Source organism: Actinomadura sp. NPDC000929, from assembly GCF_040492065.1.
Taxonomy (GTDB): Bacteria; Actinomycetota; Actinomycetes; order Streptosporangiales; family Streptosporangiaceae; genus Spirillospora; species Spirillospora verrucosospora.
This window is the reverse complement of sequence record NZ_JBEUPA010000022.1, coordinates 23,103-39,227: the sequence shown is the minus strand read 5'-3', so window position 1 is coordinate 39,227 and position 16,125 is coordinate 23,103. Positions and strand designations below refer to the sequence as shown.

Annotated in this window: 15 protein-coding genes; 3 read left to right on the top strand and 12 right to left on the bottom strand. The window is 73.2% G+C overall.

Translation table 11 applies throughout. From position 1 onward, the window contains the following. Positions 1–90: 90 nt before the first annotated feature. The 3 genes from ABWI04_RS11300 to ABWI04_RS11290 all read left to right on the top strand — a co-directional run bounded on the left by ABWI04_RS11300 (position 91) and on the right by ABWI04_RS11290 (position 1,840). Entirely contained in the window at positions 91–684 is a 594-nt protein-coding gene (locus ABWI04_RS11300; protein WP_345182130.1) for a lytic polysaccharide monooxygenase auxiliary activity family 9 protein, read from the top strand. 95 nt (positions 685–779) lie between these two features. Then, complete coding sequence (locus ABWI04_RS11295; RefSeq protein WP_179848736.1) at positions 780–1,436, top strand: TetR family transcriptional regulator; 657 nt, start codon at positions 780–782, stop codon at positions 1,434–1,436. Beyond that, complete coding sequence (locus tag ABWI04_RS11290) at positions 1,433–1,840, top strand: phosphomannose isomerase type II C-terminal cupin domain (RefSeq protein WP_345182132.1); 408 nt, start codon at positions 1,433–1,435, stop codon at positions 1,838–1,840. The genes ABWI04_RS11295 and ABWI04_RS11290 overlap by 4 nt, the downstream gene beginning before the upstream one ends. On the opposite strand, the gene ABWI04_RS11285 is transcribed toward ABWI04_RS11290, so the two are convergent. From ABWI04_RS11285 to ABWI04_RS11230, 12 genes are all read right to left on the bottom strand, one after another. After that, complete coding sequence (locus tag ABWI04_RS11285; protein WP_345182134.1) at positions 1,825–2,895, bottom strand: ABC transporter ATP-binding protein; 1,071 nt, start codon at positions 2,893–2,895, stop codon at positions 1,825–1,827. The genes ABWI04_RS11290 and ABWI04_RS11285 overlap by 16 nt on opposite strands. Next, positions 2,892–3,926: an ABC transporter ATP-binding protein gene (locus ABWI04_RS11280; protein WP_345182137.1), complete on the bottom strand. Its 1,035-nt coding sequence runs from the start codon at positions 3,924–3,926 to the stop codon at positions 2,892–2,894. The genes ABWI04_RS11285 and ABWI04_RS11280 overlap by 4 nt, the downstream gene beginning before the upstream one ends. A 25-nt stretch (positions 3,927–3,951) precedes the next feature. Continuing rightward, complete coding sequence (locus ABWI04_RS11275) at positions 3,952–4,830, bottom strand: ABC transporter permease (RefSeq protein WP_345182139.1); 879 nt, start codon at positions 4,828–4,830, stop codon at positions 3,952–3,954. A gap of 103 nt (positions 4,831–4,933) precedes the next feature. Continuing rightward, positions 4,934–5,860 (bottom strand): ABC transporter permease, encoded by a 927-nt coding sequence (locus tag ABWI04_RS11270; RefSeq protein WP_353832321.1) that lies wholly within the window; start codon positions 5,858–5,860, stop codon positions 4,934–4,936. Further along, on the bottom strand, positions 5,860–6,921 hold the full coding sequence (locus tag ABWI04_RS11265; RefSeq protein WP_353832320.1) for a LacI family DNA-binding transcriptional regulator: 1,062 nt from the start codon (positions 6,919–6,921) through the stop codon (positions 5,860–5,862). Before ABWI04_RS11265 ends, ABWI04_RS11270 begins: the two co-directional genes overlap by 1 nt. Further along, on the bottom strand, positions 6,918–8,432 hold the full coding sequence (locus tag ABWI04_RS11260; RefSeq protein ID WP_353832319.1) for an ABC transporter substrate-binding protein: 1,515 nt from the start codon (positions 8,430–8,432) through the stop codon (positions 6,918–6,920). Before ABWI04_RS11260 ends, ABWI04_RS11265 begins: the two co-directional genes overlap by 4 nt. Positions 8,433–8,443: 11 nt before the next feature. Then, positions 8,444–8,785, bottom strand: a complete 342-nt coding sequence (locus tag ABWI04_RS11255; protein WP_345182147.1) for a hypothetical protein — start codon at positions 8,783–8,785, stop codon at positions 8,444–8,446. Positions 8,786–8,799: 14 nt separating this feature from the next. Beyond that, entirely contained in the window at positions 8,800–9,750 is a 951-nt protein-coding gene (locus tag ABWI04_RS11250; protein ID WP_345182149.1) for a DUF6772 family protein, read from the bottom strand. Next, a complete protein-coding gene (locus tag ABWI04_RS11245; protein ID WP_345182151.1) occupies positions 9,747–10,847 on the bottom strand; it encodes an exonuclease/endonuclease/phosphatase family protein in 1,101 nt (366 codons plus the stop codon). The genes ABWI04_RS11250 and ABWI04_RS11245 overlap by 4 nt, the downstream gene beginning before the upstream one ends. 167 nt (positions 10,848–11,014) lie before the next feature. Further along, the gene (locus tag ABWI04_RS11240; RefSeq protein WP_353832318.1) at positions 11,015–13,807 is read right to left on the bottom strand and encodes a family 20 glycosylhydrolase; all 2,793 of its coding nucleotides are present in this window, start codon (positions 13,805–13,807) and stop codon (positions 11,015–11,017) included. Between the two features lie 143 nt (positions 13,808–13,950). After that, positions 13,951–15,561 carry a monocarboxylate uptake permease MctP gene (gene mctP, locus ABWI04_RS11235; RefSeq protein WP_345182155.1) on the bottom strand — a complete coding sequence of 537 codons (1,611 nt, stop codon included), beginning with the start codon at positions 15,559–15,561 and terminating at the stop codon, positions 13,951–13,953. Between the two features lie 4 nt (positions 15,562–15,565). Beyond that, positions 15,566–15,817, bottom strand: a complete 252-nt coding sequence (locus tag ABWI04_RS11230) for a DUF3311 domain-containing protein (RefSeq protein ID WP_353832317.1) — start codon at positions 15,815–15,817, stop codon at positions 15,566–15,568. Between the last annotated feature and the right edge of the window lie 308 nt (positions 15,818–16,125).

Below are 16,125 nucleotides of genomic sequence, written 5' to 3'. Positions count from 1 at the left end.
CTAAAAGGAAAGTTTCCTTAGAGTTGGCCTCTGGGCCGGCTCCCTCCGCCTTCGGGTACGCCGTACCTCCCCCCGCCAAGGAGACGCAGGATGCCAAGGAAGACCAGCCTCGCCGTGGCCGCCGCCGTGACCGCCGGGCTGCCGCTGGCGCTCGCCGTGCCGGCCTGGTCCCACGGGTACACCACCTCGCCCCCGAGCCGCAGCTACCTGTGCGGGACGCACCAGGTCCGCAACTGTGGCCAGGTCCAGTGGGACCCCGACGGCGTCGAGGGGCCGAAGGGCTTCCCGCAGCGCGGACCGGGCGACGGGAAGATCTGCGCCGGCGCCGACGGGCGCTGGGCGCCGCTCGACGACCCGCGCGGCGGGACCGGGTGGCCCGCCACGAAGGTGACGGCCGGCCAGTCGTTCAGCATCAGCTGGCAGTTCACCGCCGCGCACGCCACCACGTCCTTCCGCTACTTCCTCACCAAGGACGGCTGGGACGCCGCCAAGCCGCTGACCCGCGGCGCTCTGGAGCTCACGCCGTTCCTCCAGCAGAACTACAACGGGCGGCCGCCGTCCGGCCAGACCACCCACACCGGGACGCTCCCGCAGCGGCACGGCCGGCACCTCCTGCTCGCCGTGTGGGACATCGCCGACACCGGCAACGCCTTCTACCAGTGCTCTGACCTCGACTTCGGCTGACCCGCCGGCGGGCGGCCGGCCCGCGGCGGGCACGCCTCCCCGCCGCGGGCCGGCCGGTGTTGTCACCGGGTAACACCCCCGGATACCGTGCTGTCATGACGAGTGCGGCGGGCCGGCCGGGGCCCGGACCACGGCGTGACCCCGGCCGCCGCCGTGCCCTGCTGGAGGCGGCCGACCGGGTCATCCAGCGCGAGGGGCCCGAGGCGTCCATGGCCGCGATCGCCGCGGAGGCGGGGATCAGCAAGCCGATCCTGTACCGCCACTTCGGCGACAAGAGCGGCCTCTACCAGGCGCTGGCCGAGCGGCACACGCGCAAGCTGATCGAGGGCATCCGGGACGAGTTCTCCCGCGGCGACCCGATCCGCGACCGCACCCGCTCCACCATCGACACCTACCTGGCGACGATCTCCAAGAACCTCAACCTCTACCGGTTCCTCATGCACCGGGCGAGCGCCGAGGACACGGCCACGCACAGCGCGATGAGCACCATGATCCGGGACGTGAGCCGGGAGCTGGCCGAGGTGATGATCGCCGAGGGGGAGATGGCGGACCGGACCCGCGCCTACGTGTGGGGCCACGCGATCGTCGGCATGGTGCAGACGGCCGGCGACTGGTGGCTGGACCACGCCGACGACGTGCCGCGCGAGGCCGTCGTCGACGGCCTCGTCGACCTCGTCCTCGGCGGGCTTCCCGCCGCCGCGTCCGAAGCCCGCGGCCCCCGCCCGCCCGACGACCCGCGATCCCCGAGGTGACCGTGCAGACCGACGTGCCGACCGGCGCGCAGCCCCAGGCCCGCCGTGACCCGCGGCCCGTGCCGGACGTGCGGACCGAGCGGCGGCCCTGGGGCCGCTTCGAGCGCTTCACCCTCAACGAGCCGTCCACCGTGAAGATCATTCACGTGGAGCCGGGCCAGCGGCTGAGCCTCCAGCGGCACCGCGACCGCGACGAGCTGTGGGTCGCGCTCGACCCCGGCGCGGTGTTCGAGGTGGCCGGGCGCCGCGTCCTCCCGGAGGTGGGGGAGCGGGTGCTGATCCGCGCGGGGGAGACCCACCGGCTCGGCTCGGACGGCCCGGCCGTGCGCGTCATGGAGATCGCCTTCGGTCGGTTCGACGAGGACGACATCGAGCGCCTCGACGACGCCTACGGCCGCGCCTGACCCTCGCGGCCCCCGCCCTCCGGCGCCCGTTCCCGCGCGGGCGGGGCCGTCGTTCCGGCGCCGTCGGCGAAGTGGCAGGCCACCGCCTGGGGCAGCCCGTCCCGCGGGACGAGCGCGGGCGTCTCCCGCTCGCAGACGTCGGCGGCCATGTAGCAGCGGGTCCGGAACCGGCATCCGCTGGGCGGCTCGGCCGCCGACGGCACCTCCCCGCGCAGCACGATCTCACCCGCGTCGTCGCCGGGCCGGTCGCGGACGGACGGCGCCGCCGACAGCAGCGCCCGCGTGTAGGGGTGCTGCGGGTCGCCGAACACCTCGGCGGCCGGCCCCCGCTCGACGATCGTGCCGAGGTACATGACGGCGACGTCGTGGGCGATGTGCCGGACGACGTCCAGGTCGTGGGAGATGAACAGGTACGCCACGCCCAGCTCGGACTGCAGGTCCGCCAGCAGGTTGAGGATCTGCGCGCGGACCGACACGTCCAGCGCGGACACCGCCTCGTCGCACACCAGGAGCTTCGGCCGCAGCGCCAGGGCGCGGGCGATCGCGACGCGCTGGCACTGGCCGCCCGACAACTGGTGCAGGTGCCGGGGGCCGTGCTCGGGGGCGAGGCCCACGAGGTCGAGGAGCCGGGCGACCTCGGCGTCCTCCCGGTCGCGCGGCACGATCCCCGGGTGGACGCGCCAGCCCTCGGCGACGACGTCGGCGACGGTCATCCTCGGGTTCAGCGACGTGTAGGGGTCCTGGAACACCATCTGCAGGTCGCGGCTCATGCGGCGGCGCCGGCGGGGCGGGACGGACGCCAGGTCCGCGCCCGCGAACTCGATCGACCCGGCGAACGCCGGGCGCAGCCCCACCACGGCCCGCGCCAGCGTCGACTTGCCGCAGCCCGACTCGCCGACGACGCCCAGCGTCCGCCCGGCCCGCACGGTCAGGTCGAGCCCGGCGACGACGGGCACCCGCCGCCGTCCGAACCCGTGGCGGCCGGGGCGCTCGTACCCCGCCTCCAGGCCGCTGACCCTGAGCACGACCTCGGTGTCCTGCGCGGTGGCCGTCATCGGGGCTCCTCGCTGTGCTGGGAGGCGACGACCTCCGCGGAGTGGTGGCAGGCGACGGCGCGGTCGCCGTCTCCGGTGAGCGGCGGGTCCTCGGTGCGGCACCGGTCGGTCGCGAACGGGCAGCGCGGGTGGAACGCGCAGCCGCCGGGACGGTGCCGCGGGTCCGGCGGGACGCCGTCGATCGGCTTGAGGCGGCCGCCGGACCCGGCGTCCGGCACGGCCTCCAGCAGGCCGAGCGTGTACGGGTGGGCGGGGCGGGTGTAGACGGCGTCCAGCGGGCCCCGCTCCACGATCCGCCCGGCGTACATCACCGCGACGTCCTGCGCGACCCGCGCCACCACGCCGAGGTCGTGCGAGACCAGCAGCGTCGCGAGGTCGGCCTCGCGCTGCCGCCGCGCGAGCAGCCGCAGGATCTGCGCCTGCACCGTGACGTCGAGCGCGGTGGTCGGCTCGTCGGCCAGCAGCACCGACGGGCCGAGCGCCAGCGCCATCGCGATCACCGCGCGCTGCCGCATGCCGCCGGAGAACTCGTGCGGGTGGTCGCCGTAGCGGGACTCGGCGGAGGCGATGCCGACCTCGCGCATCAGCGCGACCGCCCGCTCCCGGGCCTCCCGCCGGCCGAGGCCGAGGCGCCGCCGGAAGGGCTCGGCGATCTGCGGGCCGACGGCGAAGCCGGGGTTCAGCGCCGCCATCGGGTCCTGGAAGATCATCGCGACGCGGCTGCCGCGGGTCTCGCGCCAGCGCCGGGCCGAGAAGCCGCCCGTGTCCTCGCCCTCCAGGACGACGGACCCGGAGGTGATCTGCGCGCCGGGCGGCAGCAGCCCGATGAGCGCGAGCGAGGTCAGGCTCTTGCCGCTGCCGGACTCGCCGACCAGGGCGAGGACGCGGCCGCGCCGCAGCCGCAGGTCGACGCCCCGCACGACCGGCGTGACCTGCCGGCCGGAGCGGAACCCGATGTGCACGTCGCGCAGCTCCGCGGCCACGTCCCCGGAGGCCGGGGCGTGCGCGTGATCGACGGCTGGAACGGTCATGTGCGCCTCCATGGGATGTGCGCCATCAGATCTGCGAGCGCGGGTCGGACAGGTCGCGGAAGGCGTCGCCCACGAGGCCGACGCCGGTGACGACGGCGGCCAGCGCGATCGCCGGCATCGTGGAGATCCACCAGGCCGAGCCGAGGTAGTCGCGGCCCGCCGAGACGGTCGCGCCCCACGACGCCTGGTCCGGCGGGATGCCGAGGCCGAGGAAGCTCAGCGACGCCTCCGCCACCATGACCAGGCCGATCTGCACGGTCGCGGCGACCAGCAGCGGCTGCCAGCACGACGGCAGCACGTGCCGGAACAGGATCCGCGCGTGCCCCGCGCCGAGCACCCGCGCCGAGTCGACGAACTCCAGGTCCCGGGTCGCGAGCGCGGACGCCCGCACCACCCGGGCGAAGATCACCCAGCGGGTCACCGCCAGCGTGATGACGATGTTGGTGACGCTCGGGCCGAGGACGCCCGCGATGAGGATGGCCAGCAGGATCGACGGGAACGCCAGCTGCACGTCCCCGAACCGGGACAGGACGGCGTCGGTCCAGCCGCCGAAGTAGCCGGACACGAGCCCCGCCACCAGGCCCGCGGCGCCGCCGATGAGCACGGTGGCGGCGCCGACGAGCAGCGACACGCGGCTTCCGGCGAGCAGCGCGGACAGCAGGTCGCGCCCGACCTGGTCGGTGCCGAGCCACGCGACCGACCCGTCCCCGAGCCGGGCGCCCGGCGCCAGCAGCCGGTGCGGCAGGTCGGTCGCGGCCGGGTCGTAGGGCATCAGCAGCGGCCCGAACACGGCCGCCAGGACGAACAGCCCGACGATGGCGAGGCCCGCCCACGCCCGCGCGGGCAGCCTCCTGCGCCGCCGGGCCGCGGGGACCGCGACCGCGGCGGGTGCGATGGCACTCATGCTTCCTCCTTGTGGGGGACGGTCCCCCACGCCCCCTGCTTCGCTGCGCTCATGCGTTCTTCGGGTGGGGGGGCGACCCCCCCACCCCCCCGGTTCGCTGCGCTCATGCGTTCTCCGGGGTGAGACGTGGGTCGAGGGCGACGCACAGGACGTCCACGAGGAGGTTCAGCGCGATGTAGGAGACGGTGATCGTGACGATCGCGGCCTCGACGACGGCGTAGTCGCGGTTGGTGATCGCGTCCACCATCAGCGAACCGATGCCCGGCCAGGAGAACACGACCTCGATGATCACCGCGTTGGCGATGAAGTTGCCCATCAGCAGCCCGAGGACGGTGACGACGGGCAGCGCGATGTTGCGCGCCACGTGCACGTACATCACGGCGCCCTCGCCGGTCCCCTTCGCGCGGGCGGTGCGGACGTAGTCCTTGCCGCTCTCCTCCAGCGCGCCGTTGCGGACGAGCCGGGCCAGCCAGCCCACGAACGGCAGCGCCAGCGTCACCGAGGGCAGGATGACCGCCTCCGGGCCGCCGCCCGCCGTGCTCGGCAGCCAGTTCAGCTGCCGCGCGAACAGCAGGATCAGCACGATGCCGAGCCAGAACGACGGCACCGCCTGCCCGACCAGCGAACCCGTGGAGACCAGCAGGTCGAGGATCCTGCCGGGCCGCCGCGCGCACATCATGCCGAGCGGGTAGCCGGCGGCGAGGGTGATGACCAGGGCGAGCGAGGCCAGCGTCAGGGTGGCGGGGAACCGGTCCAGGACGGCGCCCATCGCGCCGCCGCCGAGCCGCCACGAGTCGCCGAAGTCGCCGCGCAGGATCTCGCCCATGTGCGCGAGGTACTGCCGCCACAGCGGCTCGTCCAGCCCGAAGTCGGCCCGGACGGAGGCGAGCTGCGCGGGACTGGCGTCCGGTCCGAGGATCAGCGTCGCGGGGTCGCCGGGGACGACGCGCACGACGAGGAACACGACCGTGACGGCGCCCCAGGCCACGATGAGGGCCTGACCGGCGCGCCTCAGCAGGAACCGTCCCATCAGCCGCCTCCGTTCGCGGTCCGCGACGAGGCGCGGACGACCAGTTCCGCCGGCAGCAGGGTCTGCCGCGGGGAGCCCGCGCCGGACTCGCCCGACATCCGTTCGAGGAGCCGGTCCACCGCGGCGGCGCCGACCCCGGCGGCCGGCAGCCGGACCGTGGTGAGCGGCGGCGCGAGATAGGCGGCGAACGGGTGGTCGCCGTGCCCGGCGACGCGGACGTCGCCGGGGATGCTCAGCCCGTGCTCGGTGAGCGCCCGGTACACGCCGAGCGCGAAGTAGTCGTTGCCGGCCAGGACGGCGGCGCCCGGCCCGACGCGGGCGGCGAGCCCGCGCCCGATCTCGTAGGAGTCCACCGGGTCCCACGGCTGCGAGCTGGCCTCGCGGCGCCGGGTCGGCACCTTCACCATGTGGTCGTCGCGGACCGCGATGCCGTGCTCGTCGAGCACGGACCGGAACCCTCGGACGCGCTCCGCGACGGGCGAGATGTCCAGGTCCTCCTCGACCAGGTACAGGTCGCGGGCGCCCTCGGCGACGAGGTGCTCGGTGGCGCGCCGCGCGCTGTCGTAGTAGTCGACGCCGACGAGGTCGGTGTCGAGCCCCGGCAGGTCGCGGTTGACCAGGACGACCGGCGTCCCGGACTTGCGGAGCCGGTCCCAGTGGTCGATCCCGTGCTGGACGGGCACCGCCAGGACGCCGTCCACGCCCCAGCGCATCAGCTCGTCCACGACGCGCCGCTCGTTGTCGACGCTGTCCTCGGTGACCATCAGCATCAGCGAGTAGCCGTGGACCCGGCCGCGCTCCTCGATGGCGCTGATCAGACGGGTGTAGAAGGGGTTGGACGGGTTGGTGATGACCAGCCCGAGGGTCATCGCGTTGCCCTGCACGAGGGACCGCGCCATGGTGTTCGGCACGTACCCGAGGCGTTCGGCCTCGGCCCGCACCCGCTCGCGGGTCTCGGGGCTGACCGCGTCCTTGCCGGCCAGGGCGCGGGACACCGTGTTGACCGACAGGTCGAGGGCGGCGGCGATGTCCCGCAGGGTGGCCCTGCGGCGGGGTGTCATGGGTTCCTCCTGACCGTGGACAGGTCCGGCTGGTTGTTCGCCGCCGGGGTGAAGCCGGAGAGCCCGGTCCGCAGCCCGTAGGCGGTGGTGAGCGCGGCGGGGAAGATCCCGACCGCGTCGTCCCAGATCGTCTTGCAGGCCCGCGCGTACAGCTCCTCGCGCCGGCCGGGGTCGGCGGCCTGCCCGGCCTCGGCGAGCACCGCGTCCAGCCCGGCGTTGCGGTAGCCCATCCGGTCGGCCTTGGACGTGTAGAGCCGGCCGAGGGTGAACGCGGCGTCGCCGGTCGTCACGGTGTTGGTCTGCAGCTCCATGTCCCAGTCGAGGGAGTTGAGGCGCTGCAGCCACTGGGCCTTCTCGATGCTCTGCGGCCTGACCTCGACCCCGATCCGCGCCCACGCCGAGATCATCGACTGGGCCAGCTCCCGGGCGAGGGGGCCGGTGGCGTCGAACCACATCATCGTGGTCTCGAAGCCGTCCCCCAGACCGGCGGCGCGCAGCGCCGCGCGGGCCGCGGCCGGGTCGTACCGGTACGGCGCCTGCTCGGCGTAGCCGAAGACGGTCGAGGGGATCGGCGCGCGCATGCGCACGGCGCCCGCGCCGAACAGCTTCCCGACGATCTCCTCCATGTCGAGCGCCTGCCACATCGCCCGCCGGACCCTCGGGTCGGTGAACGGCTTGCGGCCGCAGTTGAACCACGTGAGGTAGTAGGTCCAGCTCGGCACCGTCTGGACCTTGACGCCGCGCCGCCCCCGCACCTCGCCGAGCTGGTCGGACGGGACGGGCCACAGCAGGTCCACGTCCCCGTTGCGCAGCGCCGTGATCGCGCTGGAGGTCTCGGCGATGAACGGCATCGAGATGCCGGGCAGCCCGGCGCGGCCTCCCCAGTACCCGTCGAACCGGGCCAGCTCCACGTTGGTCGACGGGGTGAACCCCGTCACGCGGAACGGGCCCGAGCCCACCGGGCGGCGCTTCTGCGCCGGGTCGGCCACACGCCGGGCCGGCACGATGAACAGCAGGGTCAGGTTCACCGGCAGGGTGCCCATCGGGCCGTCCGTCACGAACGTGACGCGGTGGTCGCCGTCGGCCCGCGCGGACTTCACCGTGGCCCACAGCGCGGACTGCGCCGACTTCACCGCCTTGGTGCGCTCCACGCAGGCGACGACGTCCCGCGCGGTCAGCGGGCTCCCGTCGTGGAAGCGGACGCCGGGGCGCAGGTCGAACACCCACGTCGTGTCGTCCGTCCGCCGCCACGACGTCGCCAGGCCGGGCGCGAGCCGCCCGCCCTCGTAGCGGACGAGCGTGTCGAACACCAGCCGCTTGACGATCAGCGACGCCTCGTCGACCGCCGTCCCCGCGTTGTAGGGGTCGAGGTCGGTGACCGGCTGCCCGAACGCGGCGCGCAGCGATCCGTCCGGCGCGGCCGCCGCCCCGGGCACCGCGCAGCCGCCGAGCGCCACGGCGGAGGCGGCCAGGCCGGTCAGGGCGAGGAACTCGCGCCTGCGCACGTCCATGACGGCTCCTCTCAGCTCTTCAGCGCGAGGTAGATCATGACCTTCGCCGACGCCTCGCCGCCGCCGGCCTCGCCCTCGACGGCGCCCTTCAGCCGCAGCCAGCCGCCGAAGCCGGACGACTCCCAGGTGACGAGGTCGCCGGTCACCTCCCGCTCGGGGTCCAGGTCGCACCAGTGCAGGCCGTCGGGGGAGACCTGCGTGGTGACCCGCATCAGGGTGCCGGTCCCGGTCCGCTCCAGCGTCCGGACGAACCAGCGGGCCTCCGCGGCCCACGCCACCTCGTACGGCTCCGTCGCGAAACCGCCCGCGAGGGTGCGGTTGCGTTCCAGTACCGCCGTGAACGACTCGCGCATGCTCTGGGGGCTCCTCACCAGTCGACCGAGATCAGGACAGAGTCCAGGAACAGGAAGTTGCGCACGTCGGTGTGCGTCCTGACCGAGACGTAGAAGTTCAGCAGGTTGCCCAGAGAGCCGTACTCCTCCTCGTACGGCGGCACCGGCACGTCGCGCATGTCGTAGACGGTGTCGTTCACCTGCAGTTCGATGTTCGAGCGCGTGCTGGTGTCGATCACCCAGCGCACGTAGTGCCAGTTCACCTTGGTGGGCACTTCGTTGTAGCAGAGTTCCTGCGGGCCGCCGAACGGCTTCCAGTCGTCCGGCTCCGGGGCGGTGAAGTCCGCGGTCGGCGGCAGCTTGATCTTGCCTTCGAAGTGCTCGCGCGGGGTCGGCTCGGGCACCGTCGGGTACACCCACTCGCGCCGCAGCCGGTTCTCCAGGTCGGTGTTCAGGTAGCGGGCGACGCAGTGGTAGCGGACGCCGTCGCAGATGTCGGTCGCGATGGTGAACGCGCCGAACTGCTGCTCGGACGGGTGCAGGTTCGCGTCCCACTCGCCGGCGCCCGCCTTCGACGCCGCCTGGTTCTCCTCCGAGGCCGCCTCGGTCTTGAACGTCAGGTACGCCTCGAACTGCACGCGCCCCCGGCCGGCCATCGTGAGCCGCCGGATCGCGACGCCGGTGTGCCCGGCCACCGGGCGCGTCGCGACCTTCAGCGCGTACGTCCCGGACATCGCGCCGTGCGTGCCGACGTCGAAGAAGTTGCAGGAGCTGAGCTGCGGCGGCCGGAAGTCGCGCATGTGGTCGTCGACGGTGTCGAGGTTCCCGTGCCCGTCGTAGTTGCCGAGCAGCTCGATCCACCCGTGCGTGCCGGTGTTGAACTCGTCGTGGACGAGGATCCGGTCGAGCGGGTTGAAGCGGGACAGGGCGGGGTCGGCCCGGCGCAGTTCGGCGGCCAGCGACCGCTCGCTCGCGGGGGAGGTCATCGGGTGGGCTCCTGAATCCTCACGGTGGCGTGCACCATGTTGTGGTCGGACCGCAGCAGGTCGCGGGGCTCGCCGGCCTGGGCGGTGGTCTGCGGGACGAGCGTCCACTGCAGGACGCGCGTGCCGTTGCGGACGAAGATGTGGTCGATCTTGTCCTCGGACCTCGGCAGCGGGATCTTGCCGCCGTTGAACGAGGCGTACTCGGCGCCGGTGCGGCGGCTCGCGGGCGCGGCCTCGAACGAGTCGGCGTAGCCGACGTCGGAGAAGGCGTCGTAGGCGCTGTGGCCGTCCTCCTTCGACGCCGAGTTCATGTCCCCGGCGAACACGATCGGCAGCCGCCGGGTGTCGGCGTTGTCCCGGGTGAGGTACTCGGCCGTCCGGCGCGCGTCGAGGTAGCGGACCTCGTCCCAGTTCTTGGTCCAGCCGTTGGGGTCGGTCGCGCCGTTCTTGCGGTACTCCAGGTGCATGTCGACGACCACGAACCGCAGCCCGGTGCGCAGGTCGCGCAGGGTGTTCCAGGTCATCGTCTTGCCGTAGATCTCGGTGGAGTCCGGCAGCCAGAGCAGGTCGTGGGGGAGCGCGCGGCCGCGCTCGTCCAGGTGCGAGAACCTGCGGGCGTCGTAGTAGGTGAAGCGCCCCGCGCCGGACTGCAGCCGGTAGCCCTCCTGGGGGTGCCTCGTCCCGGCGTAGTCGGCGGGCGCCTCGGCGTAGCCGCGGGCGGCCATCGCCTTGGTCAGCGGGGCGCGGAACGACTCCACGTCCACGCCGGGCTGCGTCGGGGTGGCGTTGTTGCCGATCTCCTGGGTGACGACGACCCCGGCGCGCGCGCGGACGATGTCGTCGGCGACCCGGGCGGCGCGCCCGTCGGCCCACGGTTCGAGCTTGGTGGCGCAGTCGCGCCCGATGGTGTCCACGCAGGCCTGCGTGGTCGGCAGGCATCCGTGCCCGCAGGTGTTGTAGGTCGCGATCCGCAGGTCGATCTTGCGGTGCGGGCCCTGCGCGGCCTGCGCGCCCGCGGCGGGGGCGAGCAGCGCCGCGGCGGCGAGGGCGGCCGTCAGGGCCGCGAGGGGGCGGGCGGGGGGACGCGGTGTCCTCATGCGAGGAGGCCTTCCGTTGTCGGCGGCGTCACATTAACGTTAACGTGATCGTTCACACACCTTCGATGTTCACCTATCCGCCTGTCAAGAGCCGAAAAGAAAACGACCCGGCCGTCCGCGTGAGCGGACGAACCGGGCCGTCGCCGTGCCGGTCGGGAGGCGCCCGGCTACTGGAGGAGCGCCCAGTGGCCGGGGTCGCGCCCGGGTTCCCCGCCGGAGCCGTCGCGGGTCGCCCGGAAGAGTTCGCCCTGGTGGCTCACCAGCGCCCCCGCCTTGTAGGCCGTGCTGTTCCGCCAGGCCGGGACGCCGGCCGGGGAGATGCGGCTGCTGCGGCCGTCCGCGCTCCGGGTCCGGGCGAGCGCGTACGCGCCGACCCGCACGGGCCCCGCGTACGGCCGCCAGTTCGCGCCGTCGGTGGAGTACTCGACCGCCAGGCCCGGGTCACGGACGTTCGCCGCCAGCGTCCCGTCGGAGACCTTCGCGCCGGGCGGCGGGACGCGGTAGTTCACCCCGGCGCCGCTCAGGCCCACCGGCTTGTAGAACGACAGGAGCGGGAACGTCTTCTGGCCGAGCGTGTTGCTGAAGACGCCCCAGGCCGCGTCCATCTCGTCCGGTGCGGGGGTGTCGCGGTTCCAGGCCCGCTCGGCGGCGCCGAGCAGCTTCGGGAACGCCTGGTACTCGCGGATCCCTGGAGCCTTGCCGTTCTCGGCCCACAGCTGCGCCTCCAGGCCGAGGATGTTCCTGCGGCCCTCGGCGGTCAGCTTCGTCCAGGACGGGTTCGGCGTGACCGGGTTGCCCCAGCGGTCCTCGGTGGCGTTGGCGTACACGTCGAACGGCTGGTAGGTGAAGGTGCTCTTCTCGTCCACGTAGGCGGCCCAGTAGTAGCCGGGCTCGTCCGGGTCCTTGTTGTAGGCGAGGTCCATGTAGAGGTTCGTGGCGTGCGCGAGGATCACCGGGGTGCCCTCGTTGGCGAACCGGTAGGCCCAGTCCTCGCGTCCCCAGCCCCAGACGTTCTGCCAGGGCAGCGGCGTGAACCCCTTGAGGCGGAACGAGCGCGTCGGGTCGGTGATGTCCTCCCAGCCGGCGGTCGCGGGGGCGTACTTATGCGCGATGGCGTTCCAGCGGGTGAAGAACAGCTCCTTCAGCTCCTCACCGGACCTGCCGGCCGTCTCGGGCGCCTTCTGGCACGCCGGGGACCCCGACCACCACCCCTCGGGCGGGCCCGGCGGCTCGTCGCCGCCGAGGTTGAGCCGGTTGAGCGGGGCGCCCGCGCGCTCGTACATCTTCGCCACCTCGGAGGCGACCTTGTCCAGGAAGGCGTACGTGCTGGGCAGGCACGGATTCGCGAGATTGTCGGTGTAGTACTGGACGCTGGTGTGCCGGCTCGTGTCGGCCGGGTCCAGCAGCCGGTACGCGGAGTCGTGCGTCCGCTGGTACCGGCGTTCCATCGACTGGACCGCGGCGCGCGCGTGCGCCGGGAAGTTCAGCTCGGGGACGACCTCGACGTGCCGCTCGGTCGCGTATCTGAGGATCTCCTCGAAGTCCTGTACGGAGTAGAAGCCGCTCCCCTTGCCGACGAAGTTGAGCGTGCCCTGCTCGAAGCCCTGGTAGGCGGGCTCCCGGCCGAGGTTGGCCTCGGCCGGCCCGGCCGCCTTGCCGGAGATGCCGTCGCCGGGGCCGAGGTCGTTCGCCGACCCCATGCCCTGGTGCAGAGCCTCCGTCTCCTTGAGGTCGAAGGCGCGGCCGGAGCCGAACCCGGTCAGCTCGGGCAGCCCCGGGATCTGCAGCCGCCAGCCCTCGTCGTTGGTCAGGCCGAGGTGCAGCCGGTTGAGCTTGGTGAAGCTCATCAGGTCGAGGAACTTCTCGACGGTCCGCTTGGTCTCGAAGTGGCGGCCCACGTCGATCTGCAGGCCCCGGTAGCCGAACAGCGGCGCGTCGGAGATCCTCGCGCGCGGCACCTCGACCGTGGACGCGGGCCGTCCCCTCGCCGCCGCGTAGGCGCCCGCGGGAACGAGCTGCCGCAGCGTCTGGACGCCGTAGAGGACCCCGGCGCGGTCGGCGCCGACGATCCTGACTCCGCCGCCGTCGGCGGTCAGCGTGTAGCCCTCGGGGTCGGGCTCGCCGTCGCGGTCGGCGTCGAGCCTCGGGTCGACGCTCAGCGCGACGGGCGCGCCGCGCCCGCCGGCCACGTCGGTCAGCGCGGAGCGCAGGTAGCCCGCCTCCCGGCGCAGCGAGCGCGGCGCCGAGACGGGCGACCCGCCGCCGATCGCGACCGTGCCGCCGGAGGCCGCGGCCGACAGCGGCTGCGGGACGATGCTCTGCCGCAGCGTGAGGTCGAGCCTGCGCGCCGTGTTCTCGGCATAGCGCGACGCGGCGGTCTGCACGGGCCGGTGGTCGCCCGAGAACGCGGTGGTCTGCTTCGGATCCGCCGGGTCCAGCAGCGCCTTGGCCGGGACCCACGACGGCCGCCCGCCGCCGAAGGCGATCGTCCACCCGGCGGGCGCGTCGGACTTGTGGACCGCCCACAGCTCGAAGTCGACGTCGATCGCGCGCCGCTCGCCGGGCCCGACGGGCGCGAAGCCGTCCCCCGGCCTGAGCGTGTAGAAGTCGCCGCTCCGCGCGGCGTCCGCCCGGGTGATCGCGAGGCCCTGGCCCGCGAGCCGCGCGCGGGCGGAGTCGCCCGCCGCCCCGTCCAGGACGGCGGCGGGCCGGCGGACGGCGTTGAAGTACATCGCCCATCCGCCGGCGCCCAGCGCGCAGCGGTCGTCGTGGTTGTCGATGGTCAGCCGCGCGCGGTGGTACTGCGCGTCGGCGACGGTATGGTCCACCGGCTGGTAGGTGACCATGAGATCGCGCGCGTCCGGGCGGCAGGCCGCGGCGGCGGCTCCCGGCGTGACGATCGCCGCGAGGCTCGCGGCGAGCGCGGCGGCCGACAGCACGGCCGCGAGTCGGTTCGGCATGAATAGGAAAGTAACCTAATAGTTTGCCGCCCGGCCGCGCCTGATCCGGCCACCGCGGAAGGCGCAGGCGGCGCCGCCCGTCCGCTCCCGGTCAGTCCGGGGATCTTGACGGGTCGGCGCCGCCGGTGGCCGGCCGGGCCGGATCAGGTGCTGGCCTCCAGCTCCAGATCCTTGACCCGCGGGTCGCCCTCGTCGGCGAGGTAGTCCGCCGCGCGCGTCGCGTCCTCGCCGTCCGCGAGCTTGGCGGCCCTGCAGACCAGGGTGCCGGCGACCGCGACGACCACGTTGACGGCGAGCGCCAGCATGCCGACGTACACCGTCGTCTTGGTGTCCAGGCCGAGGTCACTCAGCGGGTAGGCCGAGCCGCCGAAGTGCTCCTTGCCCTTCGCCGGGTTCGGGATCCGGTACAGCATCCACAGGCCGGCCGCCATGCCGGCGGCCCAGCCGGCGATGAGGGCGCCGCGGTGGAACCAGCGGGTGAGGAGGCCGAGACCCACCGCCGGCAGCGTCTGCAGGATGATGACGCCGCCGATGAGCTGCAGGTCGATGGAGAACTCGGGGTCGAGCGCGAGGATGCACACGACCGCGCCGGCCTTGACGATCAGCGAGACCAGCTTGCTGACGGTCGCCTCCTCCCTGGCGTCGGCGTCGCGGCGGATGTACTCCTTGTAGATGTTGCGGGTGAACAGGTTGGCCGCCGCGATCGACATGATCGCCGCCGGGACCAGCGCGCCGATGCCGACGGCGGCGAACGCCACGCCGGCGAACCAGTCGGGGAACATGTGGTCGAACAGCTGCGGGACCACGGTGTTGGTGTCGGGCTTGCCGTCCGTGGTGACCGGCTTCACGCCCGCCGCGACGGCCATGTAGCCGAGCAGCGCGATCAGGCCGAGCACGAAGCTGTAGGCGGGCAGCGCCGCCATGTTCCGCTTGATCACGTTGCGGTTCCTGCTGGCCAGCACGCCGGTGATGCTGTGCGGGTAGAGGAACAGCGCCATCGCGGAGCCGAGCGCCAGCATCGCGTAGTTCAGCTGGCCGCTGCCGGCGATCGTGATGCCGTCTCCGGGCGCGGGGGTCTTGTCGAACTTGGCCTTGGCCGCGTCGAAGATGTCGCCCCAGCCGCCGAGCTTCGCCGGGATGTACAGCACCGCGACGATGATGACCAGGTAGATCAGCACGTCCTTGACGAAGGCGATCAGCGCGGGGGCGCGCAGCCCGGACTGGTAGGTGTAGGCCGCGAGGATCACGAACGCGATGATGATCGGCCAGTGCCCGTTCACGCCCATCGTCTTCAGCACCGCCTCGATGCCGACCAGCTGCAGCGCGATGTAGGGCATCGTGGCGACGATGCCGGTGATCGCGATGACGAGCGCCAGCGTCGGGGAGCCGAAGCGGGCCCGGACGAAGTCGGCCGGCGTCACGAAGCCGTGCACGTGCGAGACCGACCAGAGCTTGATCAGAACCAGGAACACCAGCGGGTACACGACGATCGTGTACGGGACGGCGAAGAATCCGGCCGCGCCCGCGCCGAACACCAGGGCGGGGACGGCCACGAACGTGTAGGCGGTGTAGAGGTCGCCGCCGATCAGGAACCAGGTGACCCAGCTGCCGAAGCTGCGGCCGCCGAGGCCCCACTCGTCAAGGCTGTGCATGGAGTCGGGCCGCCGCCACCGGGCGGCGACGAAGCCCATCCCGCTGACCAGCAGGAACAGGACGGCGAAGATGATGATCTCGGTGAGGTGGTCGCGTGCCATCGGCTCAGCCCCGCTTCTTCGTCATCTGGTACACGAGGACGGTGCAGGCGACGCCCAGCGGGATGAAGGCCAGCTGGATCCAGTAGAAGGCGGGGAAGCCCGCGAGGCGGGGCTCATCGCTGTTGTAGAGCAGCGTGAGCAGCGGGAGCACGACGGGAACGACCAGGAGCCAGTTCCAGGGGCTCCGGTCGGTGCGGTCGGCGCCCGGCGGCGGGGGCTGGGTCGGAGTCGGTTCCCGGGAGTCGTCGGGAGTCATGGGGTCCTCCTCGTCTGGCCCGCGCACGGTCCGCCCGGGTCGCGCGACGGGACCGTGCCGGGGGTGCGGCCGGGCGAGCCTACACACGCCCTGGTCACAGCCCGATATCGGCCGCGGCACGACTTCGGTGGATCGCTCCACGCCGGGAAGCGCCAGGTAGGGAACCGTGCGCCCGTGGTAGCCTCGCCGCATGCGAACCGCAGCCTCCCGGTGGTGGTGGCGCCGCTGAGGCGGTGCCGGTTCGCGCGTGTTCACGACCAGGCGACCGCCCTCACCGGCGGTCGTTTCCTGTTCGCGACGCCCGGTGG

Coding starts and splice junctions, on each gene's coding strand:
- ABWI04_RS11300 (WP_345182130.1), top strand. CDS start 91: ATGCCAAGGAAGACCAGCCTCGCCGTGGCCGCCGCCGTGACCGCCGGG.
- ABWI04_RS11295 (WP_179848736.1), top strand. CDS start 780: ATGACGAGTGCGGCGGGCCGGCCGGGGCCCGGACCACGGCGTGACCCC.
- ABWI04_RS11285 (WP_345182134.1), bottom strand. CDS start 2,895: ATGACGGCCACCGCGCAGGACACCGAGGTCGTGCTCAGGGTCAGCGGC.
- ABWI04_RS11280 (WP_345182137.1), bottom strand. CDS start 3,926: ATGACCGTTCCAGCCGTCGATCACGCGCACGCCCCGGCCTCCGGGGAC.
- ABWI04_RS11275 (WP_345182139.1), bottom strand. CDS start 4,830: ATGAGTGCCATCGCACCCGCCGCGGTCGCGGTCCCCGCGGCCCGGCGG.
- ABWI04_RS11270 (WP_353832321.1), bottom strand. CDS start 5,860: ATGGGACGGTTCCTGCTGAGGCGCGCCGGTCAGGCCCTCATCGTGGCC.
- ABWI04_RS11265 (WP_353832320.1), bottom strand. CDS start 6,921: ATGACACCCCGCCGCAGGGCCACCCTGCGGGACATCGCCGCCGCCCTC.
- ABWI04_RS11260 (WP_353832319.1), bottom strand. CDS start 8,432: ATGGACGTGCGCAGGCGCGAGTTCCTCGCCCTGACCGGCCTGGCCGCC.
- ABWI04_RS11255 (WP_345182147.1), bottom strand. CDS start 8,785: ATGCGCGAGTCGTTCACGGCGGTACTGGAACGCAACCGCACCCTCGCG.
- ABWI04_RS11250 (WP_345182149.1), bottom strand. CDS start 9,750: ATGACCTCCCCCGCGAGCGAGCGGTCGCTGGCCGCCGAACTGCGCCGG.
- ABWI04_RS11245 (WP_345182151.1), bottom strand. CDS start 10,847: ATGAGGACACCGCGTCCCCCCGCCCGCCCCCTCGCGGCCCTGACGGCC.
- ABWI04_RS11240 (WP_353832318.1), bottom strand. CDS start 13,807: ATGCCGAACCGACTCGCGGCCGTGCTGTCGGCCGCCGCGCTCGCCGCG.
- mctP (WP_345182155.1), bottom strand. CDS start 15,561: ATGGCACGCGACCACCTCACCGAGATCATCATCTTCGCCGTCCTGTTC.
- ABWI04_RS11230 (WP_353832317.1), bottom strand. CDS start 15,817: ATGACTCCCGACGACTCCCGGGAACCGACTCCGACCCAGCCCCCGCCG.